This is a genomic window from Paenibacillus sp. NFR01 (assembly GCF_900111565.1).
GTDB lineage: Bacteria > Bacillota > Bacilli > Paenibacillales > Paenibacillaceae > Paenibacillus_AQ.
The window spans coordinates 17,769-42,628 of the sequence record NZ_FOIK01000007.1; the positions used below are offsets into that span (position 1 = coordinate 17,769).

The window sequence follows — 24,860 nt, forward strand, 5'->3', positions numbered from 1 at the left end:
ACAAGGTTCGCCTTCTTCGGACGAAGCTGCCGCCATCCGATATTTCTCGGGAAATAGCGCTCAAGGCTGCCAGAAATGTCGGATGGCGCACCAATTGCACGTAGACATCGCCAAATGTTGCGCGGCTGCTGAATTTAGCGAAATTAATATGTTTTCATAAAGTCACTGAAGTACGCATTCACATTACCCGGAGGAGGAAATATCAAAGTGAGTATCAAAAGAGCGCTGGTCAGCGTGTCGGACAAACAGGGGATCGTGGAATTTTGCCGCGAGCTGTCGAAACTGGGCGTAGAGATTATTTCCACAGGCGGTACCAGCACGTTGCTGGCCAAGGAAGGCGTGCCGGTCATCGGCATTTCCGACGTTACCGGATTTCCGGAGATTATGGATGGACGCGTGAAAACACTGCACCCTGCGGTACATAGCGGACTGCTTGCGGTACGTGACAATGAGGAGCATACCCGCCAGATGCAGGAGCTCGGGCTGGATTATATCGATCTGGTCGTCGTGAACCTGTACCCGTTTGCGGCTACGATTGCCAAGCCGGATGTTTCTTATGAAGAGGCGATCGAGAATATCGACATCGGCGGACCGACAATGCTGCGTTCGGCAGCGAAAAACCATGCGTTCGTCAGCGTCGTCGTCGATTCTGCGGATTATGCGGCCGTGCTGGAAGAAGTGCGCGCGGGCGGCGATACGACGCTTGAAACGCGTAAACGCCTAGCCGCCAAAGTCTTCCGCCATACCGCAGCTTATGATGCGCTGATCTCCGATTATCTGGCTAAAGTGACCGGCGACCCGCTGCCGGAGCGTTATACGGTGACTTACGAGAAGGTGCAGGATCTGCGTTACGGCGAGAACCCGCATCAAAAGGCCGCGTTCTACCGCAAGCCGCTGGCTGCCGCGGATTCTTTGACTGCCGCCGAGCAGCTGCATGGCAAAGAGCTGTCCTACAACAACATCAACGACGCTAATGCGGCGCTGCAAATCGTTAAGGAATTCGAGGAGCCGGCCGTTGTCGCCGTTAAGCATATGAATCCTTGCGGTGTAGGCGTGGGTGCAAGCGTGTATGAAGCTTACCAAAAAGCCTATAATGCCGACCCGACCTCGATCTTCGGCGGAATTGTCGCTGCCAACCGCATTATCGATGCGGATACGGCCAACCTGCTCAAGGAAATCTTCCTGGAGATCATTCTGGCGCCGGGCTTTACCGATGAAGCGCTGGAGATTTTGACGAAGAAGAAAAATATCCGTCTGCTCAAGCTCGGCAATCTCAGCACCGGCGCCGCGCGCCAAAGCAACTTTGTCGTGACCTCTATCGAGGGCGGCATGGTCGTGCAGGAGAGCGACGTGCATTCGGTGAATGCCGAAGACCTGCAAGTGGTGACGGACCGCAAGCCGACAGAAGAGGAGTTGAAGCAGCTCCTGTTCGGCTGGAAGGTCGTTAAGCATGTGAAATCCAACGCCATCGTTTTGGCGGCGGACGACATGACGATCGGCGTCGGGGCCGGACAGATGAACCGCGTCGGTGCGGCAAAAATCGCCATCGAGCAGGCCGGAGACAAAGCGAAGGGAGCCGTCCTTGCGTCCGACGCCTTCTTCCCTATGGGCGATACGCTGGAGCTTGCCGCCAAGGCAGGGATCACCGCTGTCATTCAACCGGGCGGCTCGGTGAAGGACGAAGAATCGATTAAGGTCGCCAACGAATACGGCATCGCCATGGTCTTCACCGGCGTGCGTCATTTCAAACACTAGGACGCGGGGAGGACACAGCGCGGATGGATATTTTAGTAGTGGGCGGCGGCGGCCGCGAGCATGCGATCATCTGGAGCCTCTCGCAAAGCCCGAACGCGGGAAAAATCTACTGCGCCCCCGGCAATGCCGGAATCGCGCAGCTGGCCGAATGCGTACCGATCGGCGTGTTTGAATTCGACAAGCTGACGGCGTTCGCCAAAGAACGCGAGGTCGGCCTCGTCGTCATCGGGCCGGATGATCCGCTGGCGGCGGGCATTGTCGATGCCTTCGAGGCGCAGGGCATCAAGGTCTTCGGCCCGCGCCGTAACGCGGCGGAAATCGAAGGCAGCAAAACGTTCATGAAGGATCTGCTGCATAAATACGGCATCCCGACTGCCGCGTATGAGAAGTTCGGCGATTATGAAGCAGCGCTGGCCTATCTGCGCGCACAAGACGTGCCAATCGTTATCAAAGCGGACGGACTGGCCGCCGGTAAAGGCGTGACCGTCGCTTATACGCGCGAAGAAGCGGAAGAAGCGCTCCGTCACATTATGGTCGACAAAGTGTTCGGCGAAGCCGGCGCCCAAGTCGTCATCGAGGAATTCCTGGCCGGGCAGGAGATGTCGATCCTTGCGTTCGTGGACGGCGAGACGGTGCGCCCGATGGCAGCCGCGCAGGATCACAAGCCGGTGTTCGACGGCGATAAGGGCCCGAATACCGGCGGTATGGGCACCTATTCTCCGCTGCCGCATATCCCGGCCTCCATTATCGAGGAGGCTGTGAAGACGATCATCGAGCCGACGGCCAAAGCGATGGTAGCGGAAGGCCGCAGCTTTAGCGGCGTGCTGTTTGCCGGCCTGATGATTTCGCCGGACGGCAGGCCGAAGACGATTGAATTCAACGCCCGGTTCGGCGACCCGGAGACCCAGGTCGTGCTTCCGCGGCTGAAAAGCGATCTGCTGGAGATCTTCCTGGCGGTCACGGAAGGCCGGCTGAAGGATACCGACATCGAGTGGAGCGACGAGGCGGCGGTCTGCGTGGTGCTTGCTTCCGAAGGTTACCCGGGAACGTATCCGAAGGGCGTGCCGATAACCGGCCTGGACGACCAAGAAGCCGGTCTCGTATTCCACGCCGGAACCGCCCGCTCTGCGGACGGCGGCTGGGTGACGAACGGCGGCCGTGTGCTCGGCGTTGTCGGCAGAGGCGCGACGATTGCCGAAGCGCGCGAAGCGGCGTATAAAAAGGCCGAAGGGATCTCTTTTGCCGGCAAGCAATGCCGCAGTGACATCGCCATGAAAGCGCTGGTCTGAAAGGACCGGGTCGGTTTACGCATTACGGTTGCGCGGTCCGACTATATTCTCAGATGGCCATCGCCATTAGGCGAAAATTCACGAGCGAAGTCCTAAAAAAGGACTGACAAGCGGCGGCAGAGGTGCTATAATACAACTCGTACGGGGGAAAATGTACGGAATAAATACAGATAAAGGGTCTTTCCTTTCATGGAAAGGCCTTTTTTAAGCTTATAGCATTTATAAGTCTCCGGGGTCCCCGCAAAGTACTTAAATATGCTGCATAGTTAAAGCTCCACTTTGTGGGGTGTTTTATTTAAGGAGGAATTAGGTTTGAGTAAGGTTGGAAGAAACGAGTTATGCCCGTGCGGCAGCGGGATCAAATACAAAAAGTGCTGTCTGGGCAAAGAAACGTCCGCAGTAGAATCGATTTTGCGTCTGGTGACCCAGGATGACCCAGTCGTGCTGGGTACAGCGGCGATCGAAGCGGCAGCTGGCGCAGCGGTGGCGGCTGACGTTCCTGAACCAACGCTCAAGCTTACTTTGCCTAAGCTTAAGAAGCTGGTAACCGGCGAGCTGAGCTGGGAGCAGCCCTCCCATCAGGAGCTGGCGCTGCATTTGATCGACAAGATGCGCGAATCCTACGACCGTGAGCTGATTTTCGAAGCGCTGGTGTTGTGGAACGGGTTCTCCCGGCACAACAAGCCGGCGGTGAAGAAGATGGGGTCGTTCTGTGCAGCGATTGAATATTTGCTGTCGGAAGAATACGGCTTGAACGTCTCGCAGACAGAGCTTGCCGCCAAATACGAAGTGACTGCAGGCACGATCTCCCGTAAGGTGAAAGAACTGCTGGGCTATGTGGAAGAGTTCGGCATGGGCGGCGATCTGCAGGCGCCGGCTTCGGCGCAGGGCGCCGGCAGCCCGAAGGAGCAAGCGCAGGCGCTGATCTATCAGGCAATGGACACGCATGCCGCCAAACGCCGCGTGCAGTTGGCCGAAGCCGCGCTGAAGCTGTATCCGGACAGCGCCGACGCCTACCTGATTCTGGCCGAGGAGTGCGAGGATGAAGCGGAAGTGCGCGGGTTGCTGAAGGCAGGCATCGCCGCAGGTAAACGCGAACTCGGCGAACTCTTTTTCACCCAGCATAAAGGGCACTTCTGGGAGTTGAACGAGACCCGGCCGTATATCCGTGTCTGCAAGAGTTATGCCGAAGCCTGCTGGCTGGGCGGAGACGCCGCCGAAGCGGCTTCCATGCTGGAGCACATCCTGGAGCTGAGTCCCGGAGACAATGTCGGCGCCCGCTATCTGCTGATTGCCGCTTATCTGCACACGAACAAGCTGAATGATGCGGAGCGGATCATCAAGAAATACGGAAAAGAAGACAATGCGGCAGCTTTCGCATACGCGCGGATGGTGCTGGAATATAAGAAGAACGGTCTGACCTCGCAGCTCAAAATGCTGTACCGCGTCGCCAAAGGCATTAACAAGCATGTCCCGGATTATCTGCTCGGCGTGAAGCGCCTGCCGAATAATTTGCCGGATTTTGTCGGTATGGGCGATTCCAATGAAGCGATCGAATATGTCATTATGCATTCCCGCCTGTGGGCCGGCATGCCGGAGCTGCTGAAGTGGATGCTGAAGCAATAACGCCCGCATTATCTGCCAATATACAAAACGAGAAACCTGTGGCCTTTGCGGCTGCAGGTCTTTTTTCACCCTTGCGAAAGCGTTTCGATGATCCGAGAATTATGTTGACCCGCCGTTCTCCTTCTGGGTATATTTGTAATACACTGGGAGATTTGCGCAAGGATCGGCGAACATCGGGCCTTTGTCATCATTTCCAAAATGGGACCTTTAGGGGGTTGGTTAGGTTTGGACCACACAACCACGATTCGCACGGAGCTGAAGGATTTTATCGGACGGGAACGGCTTAGCTTCAGCCAGCTGGGTCAAAAAGCCGGATTAAATGCAGGTACGGTAAGTTCGATCCTAAAGGGAAGCCGCGTAATGTCCGTCGATCAGCTGGACCGGATGACCGCGGTGCTGGGCTACCCCGAAGGTTTTTTCTACGATGAATATCTTAGGGAATGCATGGTGGATACGGTTCCGAATTGGCGCCGGGTCAAGCCCTTCGTGCTGCGCTGCGCAGAGCTGGACAAGCTGGATTGCATCCGCCGGATGGTGCAAATGCTGCTGGATAATCTAATGTACTCCCCGCTGTTGTTCGAGGTGGCCGAGGTCTTTTTCTCAGAGGGGAAAAAGGAAGCGGCCGAGGTGCTGTACACCGGCGTGGCGGCCAGCGAACGCAGACAGCATTCCGAGCGGCTGGCTTTCTGCCAATACCGGTTATTCTCGCTGCGGCTGGGCCAGGACCCCAGTGCCAATCTGCAGGCCGCGCTACAATTCGAGCCTTATGTGGACCGCCTGGATGAAGTGGACCAGCTGGACGCCTTGAAGGATCTGGCCAATACCTATCATCTGCTCCGCCGCTGGGACAAGGTAGACCGGATCGCCGAGGAGCTGGCCTATAAGGCCAAAATTCAGCTGCTGCTGACCAATCAGACCGGACGCAAGCGGCAGGAACCGCGTAAACAACCGGAGTACCCGCTGTTCTCTTATCTGGCGATATCCAATCTGCTTCGGGCCAATGTGTGCGACGAACGGGGCGACCATGGCGTGGCGCTGCAGTGGGTCGATATCTCCACCGAGCTAAGTCTCGCAGAGGAGGATCATCAGGAGACGGCATATTGGGTCGGACTCTTCATGGACTGGGCGCAGTCCAGCACCTATGTGACGAAGCTGATGTCCGGGGACGACAGCGTGTTGTGGGATTATGTGGCCCATATCGAAGCCAGAATCGAGAACCTGCCGATCGGCTTGCTGCATATTATACGTGCGGCCAACCAGTACGGGATGAACGTGGACAGCATTTTGCAGTATTTCGAAAAGGATCTGGCGGATTTGTCGGACAACCTGGTTACGGGCGTCAAATATACGGAACAGCTGATTAATGACCGCTGTGCCAATATGATGTATGAAATGGCCCGATACCATTTTTCCCGTCAGCGGCATGTCCAAGGGCTGGTGTGCCTGACAAATGCATTGACCAAATACGCTTCCTTAAACGACAACGCCTGCATGCTGCGGTGCGTGAGGCTGTTCGAGCAGTACCGTGACTATGCCACGCCGGAAGCCGTGCAGGAATACCGCAGTATAATGGATTTGATGCCTGTGTAACGCATTGCGGTAAAGTTAAAGACCGGCCAAGCGGCCGGTCTTTAACTTTGTAAAATATTATATATGCAAATAATTATTATCCGAAATTAGGCATAACTCAGTATCATATTCAATTAAGGGGTGATAACACATGAGTATTGAAGAATCCTTGCGAAATGCCATGGAGGAAGTCCGCCGGGAGCTTAACAATCTCCAATACCAGTACGGCTTGGGACATCCTTGTTTTATCCGCCAATCCATGGTTTTGGACGAGCTCATCAACCAGTACAACCGGATGTTTTACGGGCAGACCCGAGAGTGTTTGCCGACGGTCAGCAATTTGCAATACGGGGGCTATTAATCCGGTCGACTCTGTTTGGCATGAGGCTATTCTGATGCTGCAGCGGCTAAAACGGAATAGCCCTCTTTTTCCTATCCTCGAATGACGTCTAAATCTATTACTCCCTTCTGACATATAACCTTACTCCTGCAATTTGAATCAGCCGATGAATACAATCCTAAGGGAAAACTTCGCATTTTATAAATGAAAATGTTTGTTTATTCATGGAAATTTGTGAAAAAACATGACATGGTCACATTATTTTCACAGCTCACGGCGAAACGTTAAAGGGATGAAGAAGAGAATTGCCGAAATAAGTCGAAATAATGCGAGACTCACTACAGTATGCGTAGGAGTATTGCTTGAACTTTTAGGAGGAGGCGGAAACGCTATGCCCTTGTGGAAAAGAAAGAATGAAAAGGCTGTGAGCGGCCCGCAGCCTGAGCTTATGGAATCGACTACGCACCCGCTGAACGGTGAAGCAGAGAACGGAAAACCTGCTGTACCCAAGCTGCCCAAAGCGATGCTCTCGCGATTCGCTCGGATGGGCATTCGCGGCAAATTGTTCGTGACGGTGCTGATGTCGGTGGGGGTTATCTTTGTAGCTGTCGCCGTCATTATTTACATCAATGCCAAGAACATCATCGTCGATGATTTGAATAGCTCCCTGACGTACGAGAAGACAGGAATCAGCGCCAAAATCGACCAGCTGCTTCAGCCGGCCTCGGACAGCGTGGGGCTGCTGAATGCCAATGCCTATGTCCGCGATTTCCTGACCCGGGTCCCTTCCGCCGATGCGCTGAAGGAAACCGAAGGCTATCCGGAATTCATCCAGACGCTTAAGCTGATCAAGAACGGGAACAAGAGTCTGCTTAATGTTTATGTCGGCGTGGCTTCCATCAACCGGCTGGTTACACAGGACGAGTTCGATCCGCCGGCCGATTACAATCTGAAGGAACGGGGCTGGTATGCGACTACCGCCAAGAACAAGCGTTTAACCGTCACCGATCCGTATATCGATGCCGCTACCGGCAAGATGGTCGTCAGCGTCAGCGCGCCGATCCTGAATCAGACCGGACAGCTGATCGGTGTCGCAGGCGCTGATATTGCCACCGACCAGATCATTGCGGCGCTCAGCTCTTTCCAGTACAACGACAGCGGATACGCATTATTGATCGACAAATCGGGTACGTTTATTTACCACCCGAATACGGACAATATCCTGCTCAAGCAGATCCGCCTGCTGGGAAAAGACTGGGAGAAGGTCGGCGACCGGATGCTGCAATGGGGCTCCGACGTGTTCAAGACGACCGTGGACGGCGTCCCGAGCTATATCTCCTATGCCCCGGTGGTCGACAACCAATGGTCGGTAGCGCTTGTCGTTCCGCAGAAGGCGGCGGAACAGGAGCTGCAGAGCTTTGAGGTCATCTTTGTCATTTCGATTGCGGCTTCGCTTGTGCTGATGGCGCTGCTGCTGTATTTCGTCTCGAACAGCATTCTGAAGCCGATTCCGCGGCTGACGGCAGCGTTCAAGCAGGCGATGGCCGGCGATCTGTCGGCACGGGCGAAGGTACGGGACAAAGGCGAGATCGGCCTGCTGGCCGACGGCTTCAACGATATGCTCTCGACGCAGCAGGCACTGATCTCCGAGATCAAGCGTACGTCGGAGAGCATCTCCGGCGCGGTGGACAATACGGAGAAGAATGTATTTTCGCTTGACGTCAGCATCAACGATATTTCCGCGATTACCGAAGAGCTTTCGGCGGGTCTGCAGCAGACAGCCGCTTCAATGGAAGAAATGAACGCCAGTACGACGGAATTCGAGCATGCCGTCGGCAGCATCGCCCATCAAGCGGAGCAAGGCGCAGTCGCCGCCCGCGAGATCAACGAACGGGCGGAACGGCTCAAAACGGCTTCGCATCTGGCCCGCGAGCGCGCGGACGCCGCGTACCGGGAAGGACAACGCGATCTGCGCAGCGCGATCAAGCAGTCGCGGACGATCGGACAAATTAAAGTATTGTCCGATGCCATCCTTGAGATTGCCTCGCAGACCAATCTGCTCTCGCTGAACGCTTCCATTGAAGCGGCGCGGGCGGGCGAAGCCGGACGCGGCTTTGCCGTCGTAGCCGAGGAGATCCGCAAGCTGGCGGAGGGGGCGAGGGATACCGTGTCCGAGATTCAGGACGTCACGGAATCGGTGGTCCGCGCGGTCGCCGGCCTGGTGGGCAGCGCTGAAGGCATGCTGCAGTTCATGGACAGCCATGTGCAAAGCGACTACAACACGATGCAGACGACCGGGGAGCAGTACAGCGAAGATGCCCGGTACATCGAGAAGCTAATGACCGGCTTCAGCGAGACGTCGGGGCAGTTGCTCGTATCGATTCAGAGCATGCTGACCGCGATCGGCGAGACCAGCATTGCAACCGGCGAAGGTGCGGAGGGCGCAAGCAGCATCGCTGCCCAAGCCGAGCAGATCATCGGCAAATCCGGCGGCATCGTTACGGAGATGGAAGAGATCCGCCACAGCGCTTCCGAGCTGCTCAAAGCGGTCTCACGCTTCAAGGCATAAAACATTTATCGCCTTAAATGAACAGCCGCGTCTTCCTTGAGGGAACTCGCGGCTGTTTTTTGTGTTTCCACGGAGGACAATGCTTGAAAAAAAAGCCGTATAAGAGTATGTTACAAGAAGCGTATTGATAAGTTAGAGACAGTGAGGCGAGGAAGACATGAGAGAAGGCGAAGGCCGTATCGTTGGAATGGAAGATATCGTGCGGGCGCATCATGTGCTGCGGGAGGTTATTGTCCGCACGCCGCTGCAGCTTGACGCGGTGCTGTCGGCCAAATACGGCTGCAGCGTGTATTTGAAACGCGAGGACCTGCAGATTGTCCGGTCGTTTAAAATCCGCGGCGCATACAATATGATCCGCAGCTTGTCCGAAGAAGACCGTAAGAAGGGCATCGTCTGCGCGAGCGCCGGAAACCATGCGCAAGGCGTGGCGTATTCCTGCAAAGCGCTCGGCATTAAAGGCAAAGTCTACATGCCATCCACTACGCCTAACCAGAAGATCAAGCAAGTCCGGCGCTTTGGCGGGGAGTTTGTGGAAGTGATTCTGAAGGGCGATACGTTTGACGATGCCTATGACGAGGCCCTGCAGGCCTGCATCGACCATGGCATGACGCTGATCCATCCGTTTGACGAGCCGCGGATTATCGCTGGCAACGGGACGATTGCCATGGAAGTCATGGAGAGCATGGACAAGCCGGCCGATTTCGTGTTCGTAACCATCGGTGGAGGCGGACTGGCCGCCGGCGTCGCTACTTATGTGAAGACCGTTAGCCCCTCGACGAAGGTGATCGGCGTAGAGCCGTCCGGCGCGGCTTCGATGAGCGAAGCGATCCAGCGCGGCGAAGTGGTCACCCTGCAGGAGATCAACAAATTCGTCGACGGCGCGGCGGTGAAACGGGTCGGCGGCTTGACATACGATATTTGCGCCCGCCAGCTGGACGATGTGGTGAAGGTTCCGGAAGGCAAAGCCTGCACCACAATCCTGGAAATGTACAACGAGAACGCCATCGTGGTGGAGCCGGCCGGCTCGCTGCCGATTGCCGCGCTGGATCTGTACCGGGACAAGATTGTCGGCAAGACGGTGGTCTGCATCGTCAGCGGCGGCAACAACGACATCGACCGGATGCAGGAGATCAAGGAACGTTCGATGATCTATGAGGGACTGAAGCATTACTTCATGATCAACTTCCCGCAGCGTGCGGGAGCGCTCCGCGAATTCCTGAGCAGCGTGCTCGGCCCGAACGACGACATCACAAGGTTCGAATATACGAAGAAAAACGATAAAGAGAACGGTCCCGCCCTCGTGGGCATTGAGCTGCTGCAGCGCGAAGATTACACGCCGCTGATTGAGCGGATGCAGGCGAAGGGCGTTGATTTCACGGAGATCAACAAGGACGTCAATTTGTTCAACATGCTGATCTGAGTTTCTCTATAAATCAAACTGCCCCATACCGCCGCTAACCGGCGTGTATGGGGCAGTTTTTGGTTTATCGGGCGGTTATTTCTGCGAGAGTGGAACCTGTTCCTTCAAATACTGCAGTACCGCGTCGTCCTGCTTGTAGCCGTTCTCCTTCAGCAGCTTCATCAGGCCGTCCAGCTTCTTCAGGAACGGGCTGTCACTGTCCGGATATTTGGCGAGAATCCCGGCATAGGCCTTCTGCGCCTCCAGATCCATCTCCAGATTATCATAATGGAACAGCGGCGTATTGTTTAACCCGTAGAACGTATTCAGAACATAATTCTGGTATAACGCCTTTACGGCGGCGTAACGGTTGGATTTCGGATAGTTCAACGTGAATTTCTCCTGAGTCAGCGTCCGTGCGGTGACATCGGCCCACGAGATGATCAGCCCGTTGTCCTTGGCAGGCGGCAGATCCGATTCGGCAGCCATAATGCTGATATAATCGCGGATGTCCGCCGTCACGTACAGCTTGTATTTGCGGTAGGCGGCATAATCGATCACCGGGAAAAAGCTGCCTTCGGCCGTCTCGATTTTGTAGCCGCTCTCCGCCGCGCTTTTCAATAGGGACTGCAGCGCAGGATCGGACGCCGCCGAGATCAATCCCGACATGCTGATGCCCGGCTTGTAGATCGCCGTCAGCTTCCGCTGGACCGCCGGGCTGCTCAACTTGTCCTGCCAGGCGGGGAGCAGTGCCTTATGAAGGTTCTCCAGCTTCAGCGCCAGAACGGTCGCCCGGTACGACCCGACGGCATAAATATTGCCGTTCAAATACTGGATGGCCTGCGGCAGCTTGCCGGATGCCAGAAGCGGCAGCGCTCCCTGATAGACGGCTTCGGCATGGCTGGTCGTCTGGGACGAAACAGAAGCCGGCGCGGCTTGAACGGCCGCAGGCAGAGTCATGGCGGTAGTGGTTCCGAGAAGGATGACGGTAAGGGCGGCAGTAAAGACCCGTTGCTTCTTCATAAGGCGTTTCCTCCCGATAGAATAATGAAGTTAGTCTGAACTAAGAACGGAAGAAGATAAACTTCAATCCCAGCCCGCCTACAACGGCCAGCGCAAGACTGACCCAGGGCGAAATCGTAATGACCGGGAACAGCTTGTCCAGGAAGAGGCCGGCAAAAATAACGACGACGGAAAGGGCGACATAGATGCCGAGTCCCTTGATGTCAAACGTCCTCTGTTTCGGCGCATCGTTGTCCGAGAGGGAGCCGAGCCATTTCAGCAGCAATTGGATGAGCACGATGGAGCCGACGGGAACCGCCAGCAGCGTGAACAGGCTGATGCTGCCGAAATGTCCGGCTGCCCCGCTCTCCCAAATGGAGATGAGCCCGAGGACGGCGAGGGCGGCAAAGAGGCAGGTTAAGGCCGCCCAGGGAATAAGCGCATATGGATAGGCGGCGCTGCGCGGCTTGCGTTCCGGCTTGCTGTTCATCAGCTCGCGGAAATAATCCTCCGGCTGCTCGCCGAATACCTGCTTGGCGTTTTTGCCTTTCTTTTGCTCTCGGAGCAGCAGCTCGGCCGCTTCCAGCAGCAGTGTTTCCGCCTGGATGCGGTCCACGCGGCTCGCCCGCAGCGCCAGCAGCATATCTTCATAATAAGAACGGTTAAAAGGCGTCATTTGTTCCCGTAGAATATTATTTTGTTTGATCATTTCTTTGACGTTCATAAGCCGGCAGTAAACCTCCAGAAATAAAATAGGCATGGCCTATCCTCTAGAGTATACGTAACGGATGCGGAGTGCAAGGACATCCATTTTGCCCGCCTAATGAATAAACGGGGTGCAGGAGTGAACACTGATAATGCAGTTGCTTCAGATCACTCTTGGAGGAAGGCAGGGAGCGTTATGGGACAAAACAAGAAACAAGATTCCGAAAAGTTTATGGGCGACGGATTTGACAGCGGCGGATATGAGACGGGAGATTGGGGCGGCTCAGACGGCTTCAGCCTCTGGGATTCCGCTGTAGGACACGGGTTTGAAGACTGGGAAGGCCGTCAGGAGACCCACGACATGGTAAACGACAGCTACGATTGACCCCATCGCCGGGTACGCTGGACCTCACTTGTTCCTTCAAGGGCAAGTGGGGTTTTTTCTTGCGTGAATGTCCATAGGCGGAGGGCGCAGGCTGTTGACATTCGGGCAGCGGAGCGTATAATAGAAATAAAATCATACTATTTTAATCGGAATTATTATAAATTAAAAGGATTGGCATTTTGGAGGAGGATTCGCGATGGAACGGAATATCATTATCCGCTATAACGGCGAGGAGCTAACAGCCAGCGTCCATTACCCGGCAGGAGGGAAAGCGAATACGGGACGCTGCAAGAACAGGGTTCCGCTGGCGGTAATCTGCCACGGCTTTGTCGGCACCCGCATCGGCGTGGACCGGATCTTCGTCAAAGCCGCCCGCGAGCTGGCGCTGGAAGGATACCTGGTGATCCGTTTTGATTATGCGGGCTGTGGCGAGAGCAGTGGCGATTACGGCAACGAGGACATGGAATCGATGATCGCCCAGACGCGATCGGTGCTCGATTATGGCCTTGGGCTGGCGGATGTCGATCCGCAGCGCGTGACTTTGATCGGCCATAGTCTCGGCGGCGCCGTTGCGCTGCTGACGGCCGTGCGCGACCGCCGGGTCAAAACGCTGGTGCTGTGGGCTGCGGTTGGTTATCCCTTCAATGATATCGTAAAAATTGTCGGAAGAGAAGCATACGACCGTGCCGTAAAGAGCGGCTCTGCGGACTATGCGGGCTATTCCTTCACGCCGGGCTACTTCAACTCGCTGGCCGCCTTCCAGCCGTTCCAGGAAGCGGCCAAATTCGGCGGCGACGTGCTCGTCGTGCACGGCACCTCTGATGATGTCATTCCGGTGGATTACGCCTTCCTCTACCAGAAGCTGTTCTGGACCCGGCCCGAAGGCCGCTGCGACAAAGAAATCATCTTCCAGGCCGACCATACATTCTCCTCGGGACCGGCGCAGGAGCAGGTGCTGAAGCGGACGAAGGAGTGGCTGGAGCAGCAGGTCAATATACAGGAAGAGTGGCAAAATTGGATGATATAGGGGGTTGTCCTCCACTCGCAATCGCCAACAATTAGCGGTAAAATATAGGGGCGCACCACTATACTGGGTTATGGAGGTTGGCACCTATGAGATTACCGGCATTTTTCATCGCACATGGTTCCCCGCTCCTTGCCCTAGAGGACAACGAATACACCCGATTCCTGGAGCGGCTCGGGCAAGATTTGGGCACGCCCCGCGGCATCGCAGTGTTCTCTGCCCACTGGGACAGTCCGGAGCAGCTGATATCGGTGGACAGCCGCCATGAGACCATGCATGATTTCTATGGATTCCCGGAAGAAATGTACTCGCTAACCTATCCCGCCCCCGGTGACACGCAGCTCAGCGGCCGAATCTCGGCGCTGTTCAAGGACGGCAACCTGCCGCATCAGCCCGTGCTTGGCCGGGGCCTTGACCATGGCGTCTGGGTCATCTTGAAGAAGATGTTCCCGCAGGCCGATATTCCGGTCGTTGCGTTATCCGTAGACTCGCTGCGCTCGCCCGAAGAGCAGTACCGGATCGGGCAAATGCTCAAGCCGCTCCGGGAGGAAGGCATTCTGGTGCTCGCCAGCGGCGGCCTGGTTCATAACCTCAGGATGCTGAGACAGGATGATCAGCCGGAAGACTGGGCGCAGACTTTCGATGCCTGGATCGCCAAACAGCTGGAACGCTGGAATTTGCCGGCATTGTTCAATTACGAGAAGCAGGCGCCGCATGCGCGCGATGCCGTACCGGCTTATGGCCGGGAGCATTTCGTTCCGTTCTTCTACGCCATGGGCGCTGCCGACGATGGCAGAAGGGCCCAGTTGATGATTCAAGCCTACCAGTACGGAACGCTCAGCCTGAACTGCTGGATGTTTGATTAATCCCTAATAGCTAATATCATTCCGGATACTTCCGCCAATCTGCGGGGTATCCTTTTTTAGTATGGTCCCCATGTAATAGGGATTCTTTTTAACACGGAGGGGTTATTTTCGTCTGGGACAAAACCGGTCCGATATGTTTTAATGAAATCAAAAGCTAACCATACCCGCTATATCCCATTAGGAGGATTTGTTGATGATAACCTCGAATCCGCATCGTCTTTCGTTTGCTTCCCGCCTGCTGCTGGGTGTCCTGCTGCCCGCACTGGCGTTGTCCGCATGCGGCGGCGGCAATGCCGCGAATCCGGCGCCCCCGGAGTCTTCCGCCGCCGTCACGGCCATGGCTTCGGTGACTCCGCTTGACCCGTCGCCTTCTCCGTCGCCGGTTGCGAGCGCAGTTTCGCCCTTGACCGGACTGCCGGTTCAAGGCGAGCTGCCCCGGCCGCTGGCCGTAATGATCAACAATGCCCCGGCGGCGCGGCCGCAGTCCGGCATCAGCGAGGCGGATGTCCTGTACGAGGTGCTGGCGGAAGGCGGCATTACGCGTCTGATCGGCATTTTTCAAAGCCACAGCGGGGTGGTGAAGATTGGGCCGATCCGCAGCATCCGCCCGTACCTGATCGATCTTGGCGAAAGCTACAAAGCCGTTACGGTTCATGCCGGCGGCAGCCCGGCGGCGTACGCCATTTTGCAGCATGAGCATAAGGAGGATATGGACGAGATCGGCAAAGCCGGGCATTACTTCTGGTGGGACGCCACGCGCAAAGCGCCGCATAATCTGTACAGCAACGACGCCAAGCTACGGGAGGGCGCGGACAAGCTGGGCTATGCCCAAACGGCGGCGGTGCCGGGTTATTCGTTCACGGACCCCGATTATTTCCTGGCCGAAGGAGCACCGGCGCCGAAATTCAGCGTCCAGTTCCTGTTAAAGAGCTATACGGTGGGGTATGAATACAATGAGCAGACCCGCAATTACGAACGCCAGGTGAACGGACAGCCGCATCTTGACCTGAACGACGGCCAGCCGGTGGCCGCGGCGAATGTCATGGTGATGGGAGCGGACCATAAGGTACTGGACGACGTCGGGCGGCTGCAGATCGATGTGGAGCTGGGCGGCGAGGCCATGTTGTTCCAGCGCGGACAAGTCCTGAAGGGCCGCTGGTCCCGCGAGCCGGGCGATATCATCCGGTTTGTGAAGCAGGATGGCAAGGAAGCGGAAATGTACCCGGGTGTTACCCATATCCTGATCGTGCCGAATACCCCGTCTTTTGCAAGCCATGTCGAAATGACTGCGGATTTGGCCACAAACTGAGTGCGAAAAGTGGCGGAAATGAGAATTATTTGATCCGTTACGGGGAAATGTTAATATCGTGTAAAAAAGAATCGAAACTTATCTTTCAATCCCTTTCACCAGTATGTTAAGATAACAAGGGTTGTCATTCATTTTCATGAATTTACATAGTGGATGACTGCCGATTTCCGATGGAAATTTATGTAAAGGGGTCTAACGAATGAAGTTGAGAAAAAAGGACATCTTCTTTGAGACGCTGGAAAATATGGCTGATACCATTGTCCAGGCTGCCGATTACTTCGCACAAAACATCACCAGTCTCCGGGATAATGTCGATAATTTCACCGCTGTGATGAAGAAATACGAGTCGCAGTGCGACAGCTACACGCACACTGTCATCAAGGAATTGAACAAAACCTTCATTACACCGCTGGAACGCGACGATATTATGGAGCTCATTACCAGCATGGACGATGTCATCGACGGCCTGGAAGCTTCGGCTTCGCGCTTCTATATGTATAACCTGCTGGAGACGGACGAGTATATCGTTCAGTTCGCGGAAATTCTGCGCCAGTCGGCCTATGAGATCCAGAAAGCCGTGCATCTCCTGTCCCAGAAAAAGCTTCTGGCCATTCGTGAATACACGATCCGCCTGAACGATCTGGAGAATCAAGGCGATGAAGTGCTGCGCATTTGCACCAAGAATCTGTTTGCAACAGTCACAGATCCGATTGAGCTGATCAAACGCAAAGAGCTGTACGAACGGCTGGAGACGACGACGGACAAATGCGAAGACGTCGCCAACACGCTGGAATCGATCATCATGCGCAACTCATAAGGAGTCTGAATTATGGATACATCAATATTTGTGCTAGGATTCGTCATTGTCCTTGCGCTTGCGTTCGATTTCATCAACGGCTTCCACGATACGGCGAATGCAATTGCAACCTCCGTATCCACGCGGGCCCTGCGGCCGCGCACGGCGATTCTGCTGGCGGCTACGATGAACTTCGTAGGTGCGCTGCTCTTTACGGGCGTTGCGAAAAAGATCGGCGGCAGCATCACCGACCCGGCGCTCCTGGATAACGGGATTGCCGTCGTAACGGCGACACTGATTGCGGCGATCATCTGGAACCTGGTCACCTGGTGGCTCGGCATTCCGTCCTCCTCGTCGCATGCCCTGATCGGTGCGCTGGTCGGCGCGGTATATGTCGGCGCAGGTTCGGAGCATATCAAATGGAGCGGTTTCGTCGAAATCGTTGAAGGCCTTATTTTCTCTCCTCTGATCGCTTTTGCCGTCGGGTATGTTGTCATGATGATTCTCAAGTGGATCTTCGCCCGGCGAAGTCCGCATACGATTAATAAAGGCTTCCGTTCGCTGCAGGTGCTGACGGCGGCATTCCAGTCCTTCACGCACGGCACCAACGATGCGCAGAAAGCGATGGGGATCATCACCTTCGCGCTCGTGACTTCCGGACATCTCGACTCCATGGAAGTTCCGCTGTGGGTCAAGATCGCGGCGGCGACCTCGATGGCGCTTGGAACCTCGATCGGCGGCTGGAAAATCATTAAAACGATGGGCACGAAGATTTTCAAAATCGAGCCGATCAACGGCTTTGCGGCGGATATCTCCGCGGCTTCCGTTATTTTCACCGCAACCCTGATGCATTTGCCGGTCAGCACCACCCACGCCATTACGTCGTCGATTCTCGGCGTCGGCTCGGCCAAGCGGTTCTCGGCGGTAAAATGGGGTATTGCAGGCCGGATCGTCGTTACCTGGTTCATCACCATTCCGATCACGGCCGTGTTGTCGGGCATCATTTTCAAGCTGTTTTTCTAAAATTGATCATCACCAGAGGATGTCATGTTGGCCGGCGGGCTGCGGGCATCTTTTTTATTTCGTTGCTTGGAAAAGGAGGGCTGACGGATGATTCGTACGCTGGCGATAACCCCAGAAGGCGAGGTGCGGACCGGACTGCCGCTGGAGCAGATCGTTCTTGCCGACTATGCCTGGATTTGGGCTGATTTCAGTCAGCCGACGGCGCAGGAGAATCTGCTGCTGGATACCTATTTTCACTTCCATCCCTTGGCTATCGAGGATTGCATGCATACGCTCCAGCGGCCAAAGCTGGATTATTACGAGGATGTGCAGTTTTTTGTGCTGCATGCTTTGAACGAAATGACGCTGGATGCGGAAGAAATCGACCTGTTCTTGAGTAAAAGGTATCTGGTAACCTATCACCAACAGCAAAAAAAGGAAATGGAAGAGGCATGGGAGTTAGTGCAGATGGAAATCGACGGCCGCGAGAACTGGTCCGGAGGTCCCGTTGCGGCTGCCTATACCGTTATGGATAAGCTGGTGGATAATTATTTTCCGAGCTTGTACGCTTTGGAGGATGAGCTGGCTGAACTGGAGAGCCGCGGCGGGAGCGAGTCCGTGGAGGAGCTGATGGGCCAGGTATTCGGGCTGCGCGGCCGGCTGCTGAAGCTGCGGCGGACGATCGTGCCGATGCGCGACCTGATGTACCGGATCGTCAACTCGCAGCATGTCCAGAGCAACAACGAGGAGCGGGTGTACTTCGGCGATATTTACGATCATCTGCTGAAGCTGACGGACATGATCGAGGTCGACCGGGAAATGACCGCCGATCTGCGCGACAGCTACATCTCCCTGAATTCCAACCGGATGAACTCGATCATGAAGACGCTGACGGTCATTACGACGGTGTTCATGCCCTTGACCCTGATTGCCGGAATTTACGGCATGAACTTCCGGGTGATGCCGGAGCTGGACTGGCATTACGGATATTTCGGTGTTCTCCTGCTGATGCTCGTCCTGGGCCTCGGCATGTTCCGCTGGTTCCGGCGCAGCGGCTGGTTTAAATAAAAGTGTTCTCTTGAAAAATAAAGCCGCCGCCGTTATTTGCGGCGGCGTTTCACTGTACGGCGGCGGTTGTTCGCGGAAGACGTTTTGCGGCCTTTGGGCGCGGGACGTCTTTTTTTGCGCCGCTTCGGGGTGTACATCGCCGCATCCTCTTCGGCGGCAGCGGCTCCGGCAGCGCCTTTATTTTTACCGAAGCTGCCCATCACGAGTTTAACCATGGGCGCCATTTGCGAGAAGCCCTGCATCACCTTCTGAACCTTGCCCATGTTGTTGACCAGACCATCAATGCCGCCCATCCGGTCGATAAAACCTTTGATCTGTTCCATGTTGGCCAGATTGCCCAGCCCGCCGAGCAGACCTCCGGCTTTGGATGTTGCCGCTTCCGCCGCTTCGGCGGCCGGAACGGCCAGCGCGGTGTCGACGACTTCTGCGCCTAAAGGCGGAAGGGGGGCAGGATTGCCGGGATATGTCATACCCGGGTAGGCATGAAGTCCGGGATAAGGCGACGAAGGGAAGGATTCGGTCAGCGCACGGCCTTCCTTGCGGGAATGATTATAGTAATGATTAGGCATTTTTAATCACATTCCTTCGTTAGTGGTTTGCTATACTGTATGTCATGGGCGAACATAAGGTATAGACATCCGCCCGGTTTACCGGGATACCCGCGGAAAAGGGCGCCTGCCCAGATGGTCCGGCGAAAGTGAATAAACCGTGTACACGCTTGATTTTCGACACTTTTGTAGTACTATTATGAAGGCAGTTAATTCCGTCTGCGATTCGGGGAGAATCTATCAGGGGTTTGGTAGATTGTCCACTCGAGGTGGACAAATGTCCGCTGTTTTCGTTCTTTACAGCGTGAAATCGTTAATGCTTGAAAAAACTGCTCCGTTACAATATAGTAGAGGCAGAAACTCATACTCGCGATGATACCAGTATCAGTTTTATACGAAGGGATGATATCCGATGCAACTGAAGAAGTTGAATGATAAAAGCATTGATCAATTGTTTGAAGCGATTTTGACCCTCAAAAATATGGAAGAATGTTATATATTCTTTGATGACCTCTGCACCGTAAACGAAATCCAATCGCTGTCCCAGCGTCTGGAAGTCGCCCGCATGCTCGGTAAAGGTTCTACATACAACCAGATCGAAGCCGAGACCGGCGCCAGTACGGCCACCATCTCCCGCGTCAAACGCTGCCTGAACTACGGCAATGACGGCTACAAGATGACGCTGGACCGGCTGGGGCGATAAACAATGGTGCCGGGCGTACTCATTATCTGTCACGGCTCCCGCGACAGCAGCTGGGTTACCCTCGTTGAGGAGGCCGTCAGCCGTTTATCACTGAAGCGGAAGCTGCCGGTAGAGGTATCTTTTCTGGAATTGGTGGAAGGCCGGCTCATTCAAAATGGCATAGATCGACTTGAAGAAGCGGGAGTCACGGATATCATTGTGATCCCGTTATTTGTTTCTTCGGGCAGCACCCATGTCGATGAGATAGCGTATGCGCTTGGGGTCAAAGCGGAGCCTGACTGCGACACGGATCTTGTGCCGTTCCGGGTGGCCGCGCGCATCCATTACGGCGAGCCGGCCGACGACGATCCGGATATCGCCGTGATGCTCTGGGACAAGGTCAAGGGCCTGTCCCTCGCGCCTGAGCGCGAAATGGTGCTGCTCGTCGGGCACGGCAGCCGTCACGACGGCTTCCGTCAGCGCTGGGAAGCCGGCATGTCCTCGCTGGCCGAGCGGGTGCGGAAGCTCAGCAGGCTGGCGGCCGCCGACTTCGGCCTGATCAGCCTCGGCACCGTGCGCCGGCGCGCGGAGCATTGGCGGAAGCTGGGCTACGACGTGCTGGTCGCGCCGGTCTTTCTGAGTGAAGGCTACTTCACGAAGGTCGTCATCCCGGACCGGCTTAAAGGGCTGGACTACGCCTATACCGGCGACACGCTGCTGCCGCATCCGCTGCTGCCGCACTGGATCGAGCGGCAGGTGAACGCGATGGTAGAGGCGCTGGAGGGGGAGCAGGGCTGAGGTCCGGAACCCCGGAACCCCGGAACCCCGGAACCCCGGAACCCCGGAACCCCGGAACCCCGGAACCCCGGAACCCCGGAACCCCGGAACCCCGGAACCCCGGAACATTTAGCACCCCGCCGCTGCTTTTTCGCAGGGTATGTTTGTCCATGGGCGCACATATACATCTGGAATAACCCGCTGATTGTTCATGTCGCTTGATGCAACCTCTGTGCTGCACCGGGCCGCTTGCCGTCCCGACATTGCTACAGGGGCCATATATTGGTTATAATCAGTAAGGTTATCTATTTTATTAACAGGTGGCGTTCCGGTAATGAAAACTGCGAGATTGATCTATAACCCGACTTCAGGACGGGAAGAAATGAAAAGGCGACTCGCCGATATTTTGGACCGGCTGGACAAAGGCGGCATTGAAGCCTCTTGTCATGCCACGAGCGGTGAAGGCGATGCGACGGCAGCCGCTGCGGAAGCGGTAGAACGCGGCTGTTACGACCTGATTATTGCCGCCGGCGGCGATGGCACATTAAATGAAGTCATCAACGGGATGGCCGAGAAGCCAAACTGTCCTCCGCTTGGCGTACTGCCGCTGGGCACGACTAACGATTTTGCCCGGGCGATGGGGATTCCGAAGAATTGGGAGGATTCCTGCGACCTGATTCTCCGTCAGGAGTCGCGAATGATCGATCTCGGTAAAGCCAACGACCGTTATTTTATCAATATTGCGGGCGGCGGCAGCTTGACTGAGCTCACCTACGAGGTGCCGAGCCGGCTGAAGACGATGATGGGCCAGCTGGCCTATTATCTAAAGGGCATCGAGAAAATGGCCAGCCTCTCCCCGCAGGAGCTGTACATCCGCGCCAATGGCCAGGAGATGATCCACGGCGAATTTATGATGTTCCTGATCGCCAATACCAATTCGGTCGGCGGTTTCGAACGCCTTGCACCCGATGCGCGCATCGACGACGGCCTGTTTGACGTGTTGGCCATCAAAAAATGCAACCTCGCGGAATTCATCCGGCTGGTCACATTGACCATTCGCGGCGAACATCTGCAGGACAAAAAAGTCGTTTATTTCCGCACGGATGCGATGGAAGTAACCTCGCCGGGATATGTCCAGCTGAACCTGGACGGCGAGCTCGGCGGCACGCTGCCGGGGAATTTTCATATTTTGCCGCGGCATTTGGAGATTTTTGCGCATAATCATTAAGCAGCAGCGGAGTCGTTATTTTCGATTTTTTAATTTTATTTAGCGTAGTTACGGACATGAGCGCCGTTATTTGCCCGAATCTCGGCCTTTTGGGCAGGTTGAGACGGGAATAACGGCGCTCATGCCCGATAAAGGTATATATCCGGCGTTTTGAGCGAAATAACGGCTGTGGTGTTCTTAAGCCGTCAACGAAAGAAGTGAACAACGAACATGGCAAAACAACGCAGCAATTCCGGCACGAACCGGGGACAACGTCCGCCGGCGGAGCTGGCCGGGCTGCCGGTAAATAAAAACGATGTGGTGATGCTGGAGATCATCGGCATGACCCATGAAGGCGAAGGGGTAGGCCGGGTAGAGGGCTTTACCCTTTTTGTGCAGGGCGCGCTTCCCGGGGAGAAGGTCCGGGCGAAGGTGCTCAAGACGAAGAAGCAGTATGGCTACGCCAAACTGCTGGAGCTGGTCGAGGCCAGTTCGGACCGCATCGGGCCGCCGTGCCCGATCTATGACCAATGCGGCGGCTGCCAGCTGCAGCATATGGACTACGCCGCCCAGCTGCGCTGGAAGCGGCAGCTTGTCGTGGACAACCTGGAGCGGATCGGGAAGCTGAAGGTGGCGCCGGTGGAGACTGCAGACGCCGGTATTACCGTCCGCCCGACGCTCGGCATGGCCGAGCCGTGGCGCTACCGCAACAAGGCGCAGGTGCCGATCGGCGTAACCGAAGGCGGGCTCGTCGGCGGTTTCTACGCTCGCGGCAGCCACCGGATCATCGACATGGAGACGTGTCTCATCCAGCATGAGCATAACGATGCCGTCGTGGCGGCGGTTAAGGACATCGGACGCCAACTCGGCATCACTGCATATAACGAAGAAACTGGCCGCGGCCTGCTGCGCCACGTGGTGGTCAAGAAAGCTTTCCGCACCGGGGAGATGATGCTCGTGCTCGTCACGAACGGGCGGGATATCCCGCATAAGGACGCCTGGATCGGCAGCATCCGGGAGCAGCTGCCGGACGTCGTAAGCATCTGCCAGAACGTTAACACCCAGCGGACGAATGTGATTTTTGGCGATGATACCAAGGTGCTGTGGGGCCGTGAGGTCATCTATGACTACATCGGCGATGTGCAATTTGCGATTTCGGCGCGTTCTTTCTATCAAGTGAACCCGGTGCAGACCGAGGTGCTGTACAGCAAAACTGTGGAATACGCCGGCCTGACCGGCCGCGAGACCGTCATCGACGCCTACTGTGGAATCGGCACGATTTCGCTGTTCCTGGCCCAGCATGCCGGACAAGTCTACGGCGTCGAAATCGTCCGCGAAGCCATCGAAGACGCCCGCGCCAATGCCGTCCTTAACGGCATGAACAATGTAGAGTTCGAAGTCGGAGCGTCCGAGGATGTCATCCCGAAGTGGAAGGAACAAGGCATCACTCCGGACGTCATCGTCGTCGACCCGCCGCGCAAGGGTTGCGACCCGCGCCTGCTGGAGACGATCCTGCAAATGCAGCCGGAGCGCGTGGTGTATGTGTCGTGTAATCCGTCGACACTGGCACGGGATCTGCGGGTGCTGGAGGATGGGGGATATAAGACCGTGGAGGTTACTCCGGTGGATATGTTCCCGCATACGGTGCATGTGGAGACGGTAGTTTCACTACAACGTCAAAATACGTAGAAATCCTTGTATTTAGGCACTTTGTGAAGCATGGTGTTTAATAATGACGGTGAAAAAAGCCAAAATAAGCTACTCAAAAACTTCATCACTGTTAAAGTTGTAATTGATATGGAGTGTTGGAACATAAGAAAATAGAATAAAATTATCTATAACAATTAAAAATGGATCTGATCCACTATAATAAATTTGAAATCACCAACGACGATCGAATGGGAATAATCAAGCGACACTCTATACACTGAATTTTATGCTGTTTAGGTAAAACTCATAAGACTTTCTGAGAGCAAAATTCTTTTGAATTGTCTCCAAGATTGTCGCCAAAAACTCTCGCCGAATGATTATCGGTGGGAGTTTTTATTTAAGCTTTAGCCGGTTGAGTGCATGAACGCGCGAAACATAAAACCACCTGCTATTGAAGTGCCCCCTTAAAGATAGACATTATCTAACTATTGAAGGTGCAGTTCATTGGACAGGTGGTTCTGATTATGGCTGAAAATGTAGACAGATTGGAGACATGTGATTGCAGGAGAAGGATCTACTGAAGTATTGTATACAGATGACAAAAATACAAGTCGAATCCAGTCACGACACATGTGGAGTCGGTCATATTGATGGTTCGTAAACGAGATGTGGAAAGTTCGCTTAACTTATCGATGTGTGTTCGATAATGAGTAAATCTGAAGGGGGAGTGCAAGGTGCATTACCTCTTTTTTCTCGACATCAAATCCCATTATATTTGAATAACAAAATATCCACATCTAGCTCTCATTGTAGTACACTAGTCGTATTATAGAGAGGTTATGTCTTAATTTAATTACTCCCAATATATTTTGGACAGAAACGAGCTTCTTAGAAACGGGGGAATTACAATATGAGATTAATAGATTTGTTTGCTGGGCTTGGTGGCTTTCATCTAAACTTAAGTAACCTAGGACATACATACGTTTTTGCACTCTCGAAACATTGATATCGAGCCACATGGGGATATAAGAAAAATAAAAGTGGGGGTTCCTTGTCAACCGTTTTCAAAGGATGGTGAACAAAACGGTTTTCAAGAAGAAAAGTCAGGAAACTTGGTTTACCGCATATTAAAAGTGTTGAGATATCATAAGCCAAACTCCCTAACTGTGGATAATGTTCCAACTTTACAGAACATGAGGGGATAGCAATAGAGCATAACACTATTATTCCTTATTCGATAATCTTTTTGCCGGTGAAGAATTCAGGAAAAATCTTAATTACGGGGGATTAAG

General features: G+C 54.9%; 22 protein-coding genes. 19 read left to right on the top strand and 3 right to left on the bottom strand.

The genetic code is table 11. From position 1 onward, the window contains the following. The first annotated feature begins 207 nt into the window (after positions 1-207). The 7 genes from purH (at position 208) to ilvA (ending at position 10,568) form a co-directional block, all read left to right on the top strand. Positions 208-1,755 carry a bifunctional phosphoribosylaminoimidazolecarboxamide formyltransferase/IMP cyclohydrolase gene (gene purH / locus BMW84_RS21595; RefSeq protein ID WP_091071950.1) on the top strand — a complete coding sequence of 516 codons (1,548 nt, stop codon included), beginning with the start codon at positions 208-210 and terminating at the stop codon, positions 1,753-1,755. A gap of 23 nt (positions 1,756-1,778) precedes the next feature. Then, positions 1,779-3,044 carry a phosphoribosylamine--glycine ligase gene (gene purD / locus BMW84_RS21600; RefSeq protein ID WP_091071952.1) on the top strand — a complete coding sequence of 422 codons (1,266 nt, stop codon included), beginning with the start codon at positions 1,779-1,781 and terminating at the stop codon, positions 3,042-3,044. A 312-nt stretch (positions 3,045-3,356) separates the two neighbouring features. Then, positions 3,357-4,670 carry a tetratricopeptide repeat protein gene (locus BMW84_RS21605; protein ID WP_091071954.1) on the top strand — a complete coding sequence of 438 codons (1,314 nt, stop codon included), beginning with the start codon at positions 3,357-3,359 and terminating at the stop codon, positions 4,668-4,670. A 225-nt stretch (positions 4,671-4,895) separates the two neighbouring features. Further along, on the top strand, positions 4,896-6,260 hold the full coding sequence (locus tag BMW84_RS21610) for a helix-turn-helix domain-containing protein (RefSeq protein ID WP_091071957.1): 1,365 nt from the start codon (positions 4,896-4,898) through the stop codon (positions 6,258-6,260). A gap of 130 nt (positions 6,261-6,390) precedes the next feature. Beyond that, a complete protein-coding gene (locus BMW84_RS21615; protein WP_091071959.1) occupies positions 6,391-6,600 on the top strand; it encodes an aspartyl-phosphate phosphatase Spo0E family protein in 210 nt (69 codons plus the stop codon). A 370-nt stretch (positions 6,601-6,970) separates the two neighbouring features. Further along, positions 6,971-9,148, top strand: a complete 2,178-nt coding sequence (locus BMW84_RS21620) for a methyl-accepting chemotaxis protein (protein ID WP_175498974.1) — start codon at positions 6,971-6,973, stop codon at positions 9,146-9,148. A gap of 157 nt (positions 9,149-9,305) precedes the next feature. Next, the gene (gene ilvA / locus BMW84_RS21625; RefSeq protein ID WP_091071965.1) at positions 9,306-10,568 is read left to right on the top strand and encodes a threonine ammonia-lyase IlvA; all 1,263 of its coding nucleotides are present in this window, start codon (positions 9,306-9,308) and stop codon (positions 10,566-10,568) included. A gap of 75 nt (positions 10,569-10,643) precedes the next feature. Here the strand turns inward: ilvA and BMW84_RS21630 are convergent, their stop codons facing one another. Further along, positions 10,644-11,570 carry a hypothetical protein gene (locus tag BMW84_RS21630; RefSeq protein ID WP_091071968.1) on the bottom strand — a complete coding sequence of 309 codons (927 nt, stop codon included), beginning with the start codon at positions 11,568-11,570 and terminating at the stop codon, positions 10,644-10,646. Between the two features lie 40 nt (positions 11,571-11,610). Then, entirely contained in the window at positions 11,611-12,309 is a 699-nt protein-coding gene (locus tag BMW84_RS21635) for a DUF1129 family protein (protein WP_091071971.1), read from the bottom strand. A 141-nt stretch (positions 12,310-12,450) separates the two neighbouring features. Here BMW84_RS21635 and BMW84_RS21640 point away from each other — a divergent pair, with 141 nt between their 5' ends. From BMW84_RS21640 to corA, 7 genes are all read left to right on the top strand, one after another. Next, positions 12,451-12,639 (top strand): hypothetical protein, encoded by a 189-nt coding sequence (locus BMW84_RS21640; protein WP_091071974.1) that lies wholly within the window; start codon positions 12,451-12,453, stop codon positions 12,637-12,639. A gap of 196 nt (positions 12,640-12,835) precedes the next feature. After that, a complete protein-coding gene (locus tag BMW84_RS21645) occupies positions 12,836-13,666 on the top strand; it encodes an alpha/beta hydrolase family protein (RefSeq protein WP_091071976.1) in 831 nt (276 codons plus the stop codon). An 86-nt stretch (positions 13,667-13,752) separates the two neighbouring features. Beyond that, positions 13,753-14,529 (top strand): DODA-type extradiol aromatic ring-opening family dioxygenase, encoded by a 777-nt coding sequence (locus BMW84_RS21650; protein ID WP_091071977.1) that lies wholly within the window; start codon positions 13,753-13,755, stop codon positions 14,527-14,529. Between the two features lie 193 nt (positions 14,530-14,722). Continuing rightward, positions 14,723-15,838, top strand: a complete 1,116-nt coding sequence (locus BMW84_RS21655) for a DUF3048 domain-containing protein (protein ID WP_091071978.1) — start codon at positions 14,723-14,725, stop codon at positions 15,836-15,838. A 199-nt stretch (positions 15,839-16,037) separates the two neighbouring features. Beyond that, entirely contained in the window at positions 16,038-16,655 is a 618-nt protein-coding gene (locus BMW84_RS21660) for a DUF47 domain-containing protein (protein WP_091071981.1), read from the top strand. Between the two features lie 12 nt (positions 16,656-16,667). Next, positions 16,668-17,657 carry an inorganic phosphate transporter gene (locus BMW84_RS21665; RefSeq protein ID WP_091071983.1) on the top strand — a complete coding sequence of 330 codons (990 nt, stop codon included), beginning with the start codon at positions 16,668-16,670 and terminating at the stop codon, positions 17,655-17,657. 87 nt (positions 17,658-17,744) lie between these two features. Continuing rightward, a complete protein-coding gene (gene corA, locus BMW84_RS21670; RefSeq protein ID WP_091071985.1) occupies positions 17,745-18,704 on the top strand; it encodes a magnesium/cobalt transporter CorA in 960 nt (319 codons plus the stop codon). A gap of 32 nt (positions 18,705-18,736) precedes the next feature. Here corA and BMW84_RS21675 read toward each other — a convergent pair whose 3' ends face one another. After that, positions 18,737-19,273: a hypothetical protein gene (locus tag BMW84_RS21675; RefSeq protein WP_091071988.1), complete on the bottom strand. Its 537-nt coding sequence runs from the start codon at positions 19,271-19,273 to the stop codon at positions 18,737-18,739. 391 nt (positions 19,274-19,664) lie between these two features. Here BMW84_RS21675 and BMW84_RS21680 point away from each other — a divergent pair, with 391 nt between their 5' ends. From BMW84_RS21680 to BMW84_RS25220, 5 genes are all read left to right on the top strand, one after another. After that, entirely contained in the window at positions 19,665-19,955 is a 291-nt protein-coding gene (locus tag BMW84_RS21680) for a YerC/YecD family TrpR-related protein (protein WP_091071991.1), read from the top strand. A 3-nt stretch (positions 19,956-19,958) separates the two neighbouring features. Then, on the top strand, positions 19,959-20,732 hold the full coding sequence (locus tag BMW84_RS21685) for a sirohydrochlorin chelatase (protein WP_091071993.1): 774 nt from the start codon (positions 19,959-19,961) through the stop codon (positions 20,730-20,732). A gap of 313 nt (positions 20,733-21,045) precedes the next feature. Then, on the top strand, positions 21,046-21,939 hold the full coding sequence (locus BMW84_RS21690) for a diacylglycerol kinase (RefSeq protein ID WP_091071996.1): 894 nt from the start codon (positions 21,046-21,048) through the stop codon (positions 21,937-21,939). A gap of 210 nt (positions 21,940-22,149) precedes the next feature. Further along, positions 22,150-23,607 (top strand): 23S rRNA (uracil(1939)-C(5))-methyltransferase RlmD, encoded by a 1,458-nt coding sequence (rlmD, locus tag BMW84_RS21695; protein ID WP_091071998.1) that lies wholly within the window; start codon positions 22,150-22,152, stop codon positions 23,605-23,607. Positions 23,608-24,554: 947 nt separating this feature from the next. Next, entirely contained in the window at positions 24,555-24,773 is a 219-nt protein-coding gene (locus BMW84_RS25220; protein ID WP_175498976.1) for a DNA cytosine methyltransferase, read from the top strand. The last annotated feature ends 87 nt before the right edge of the window (positions 24,774-24,860 follow it).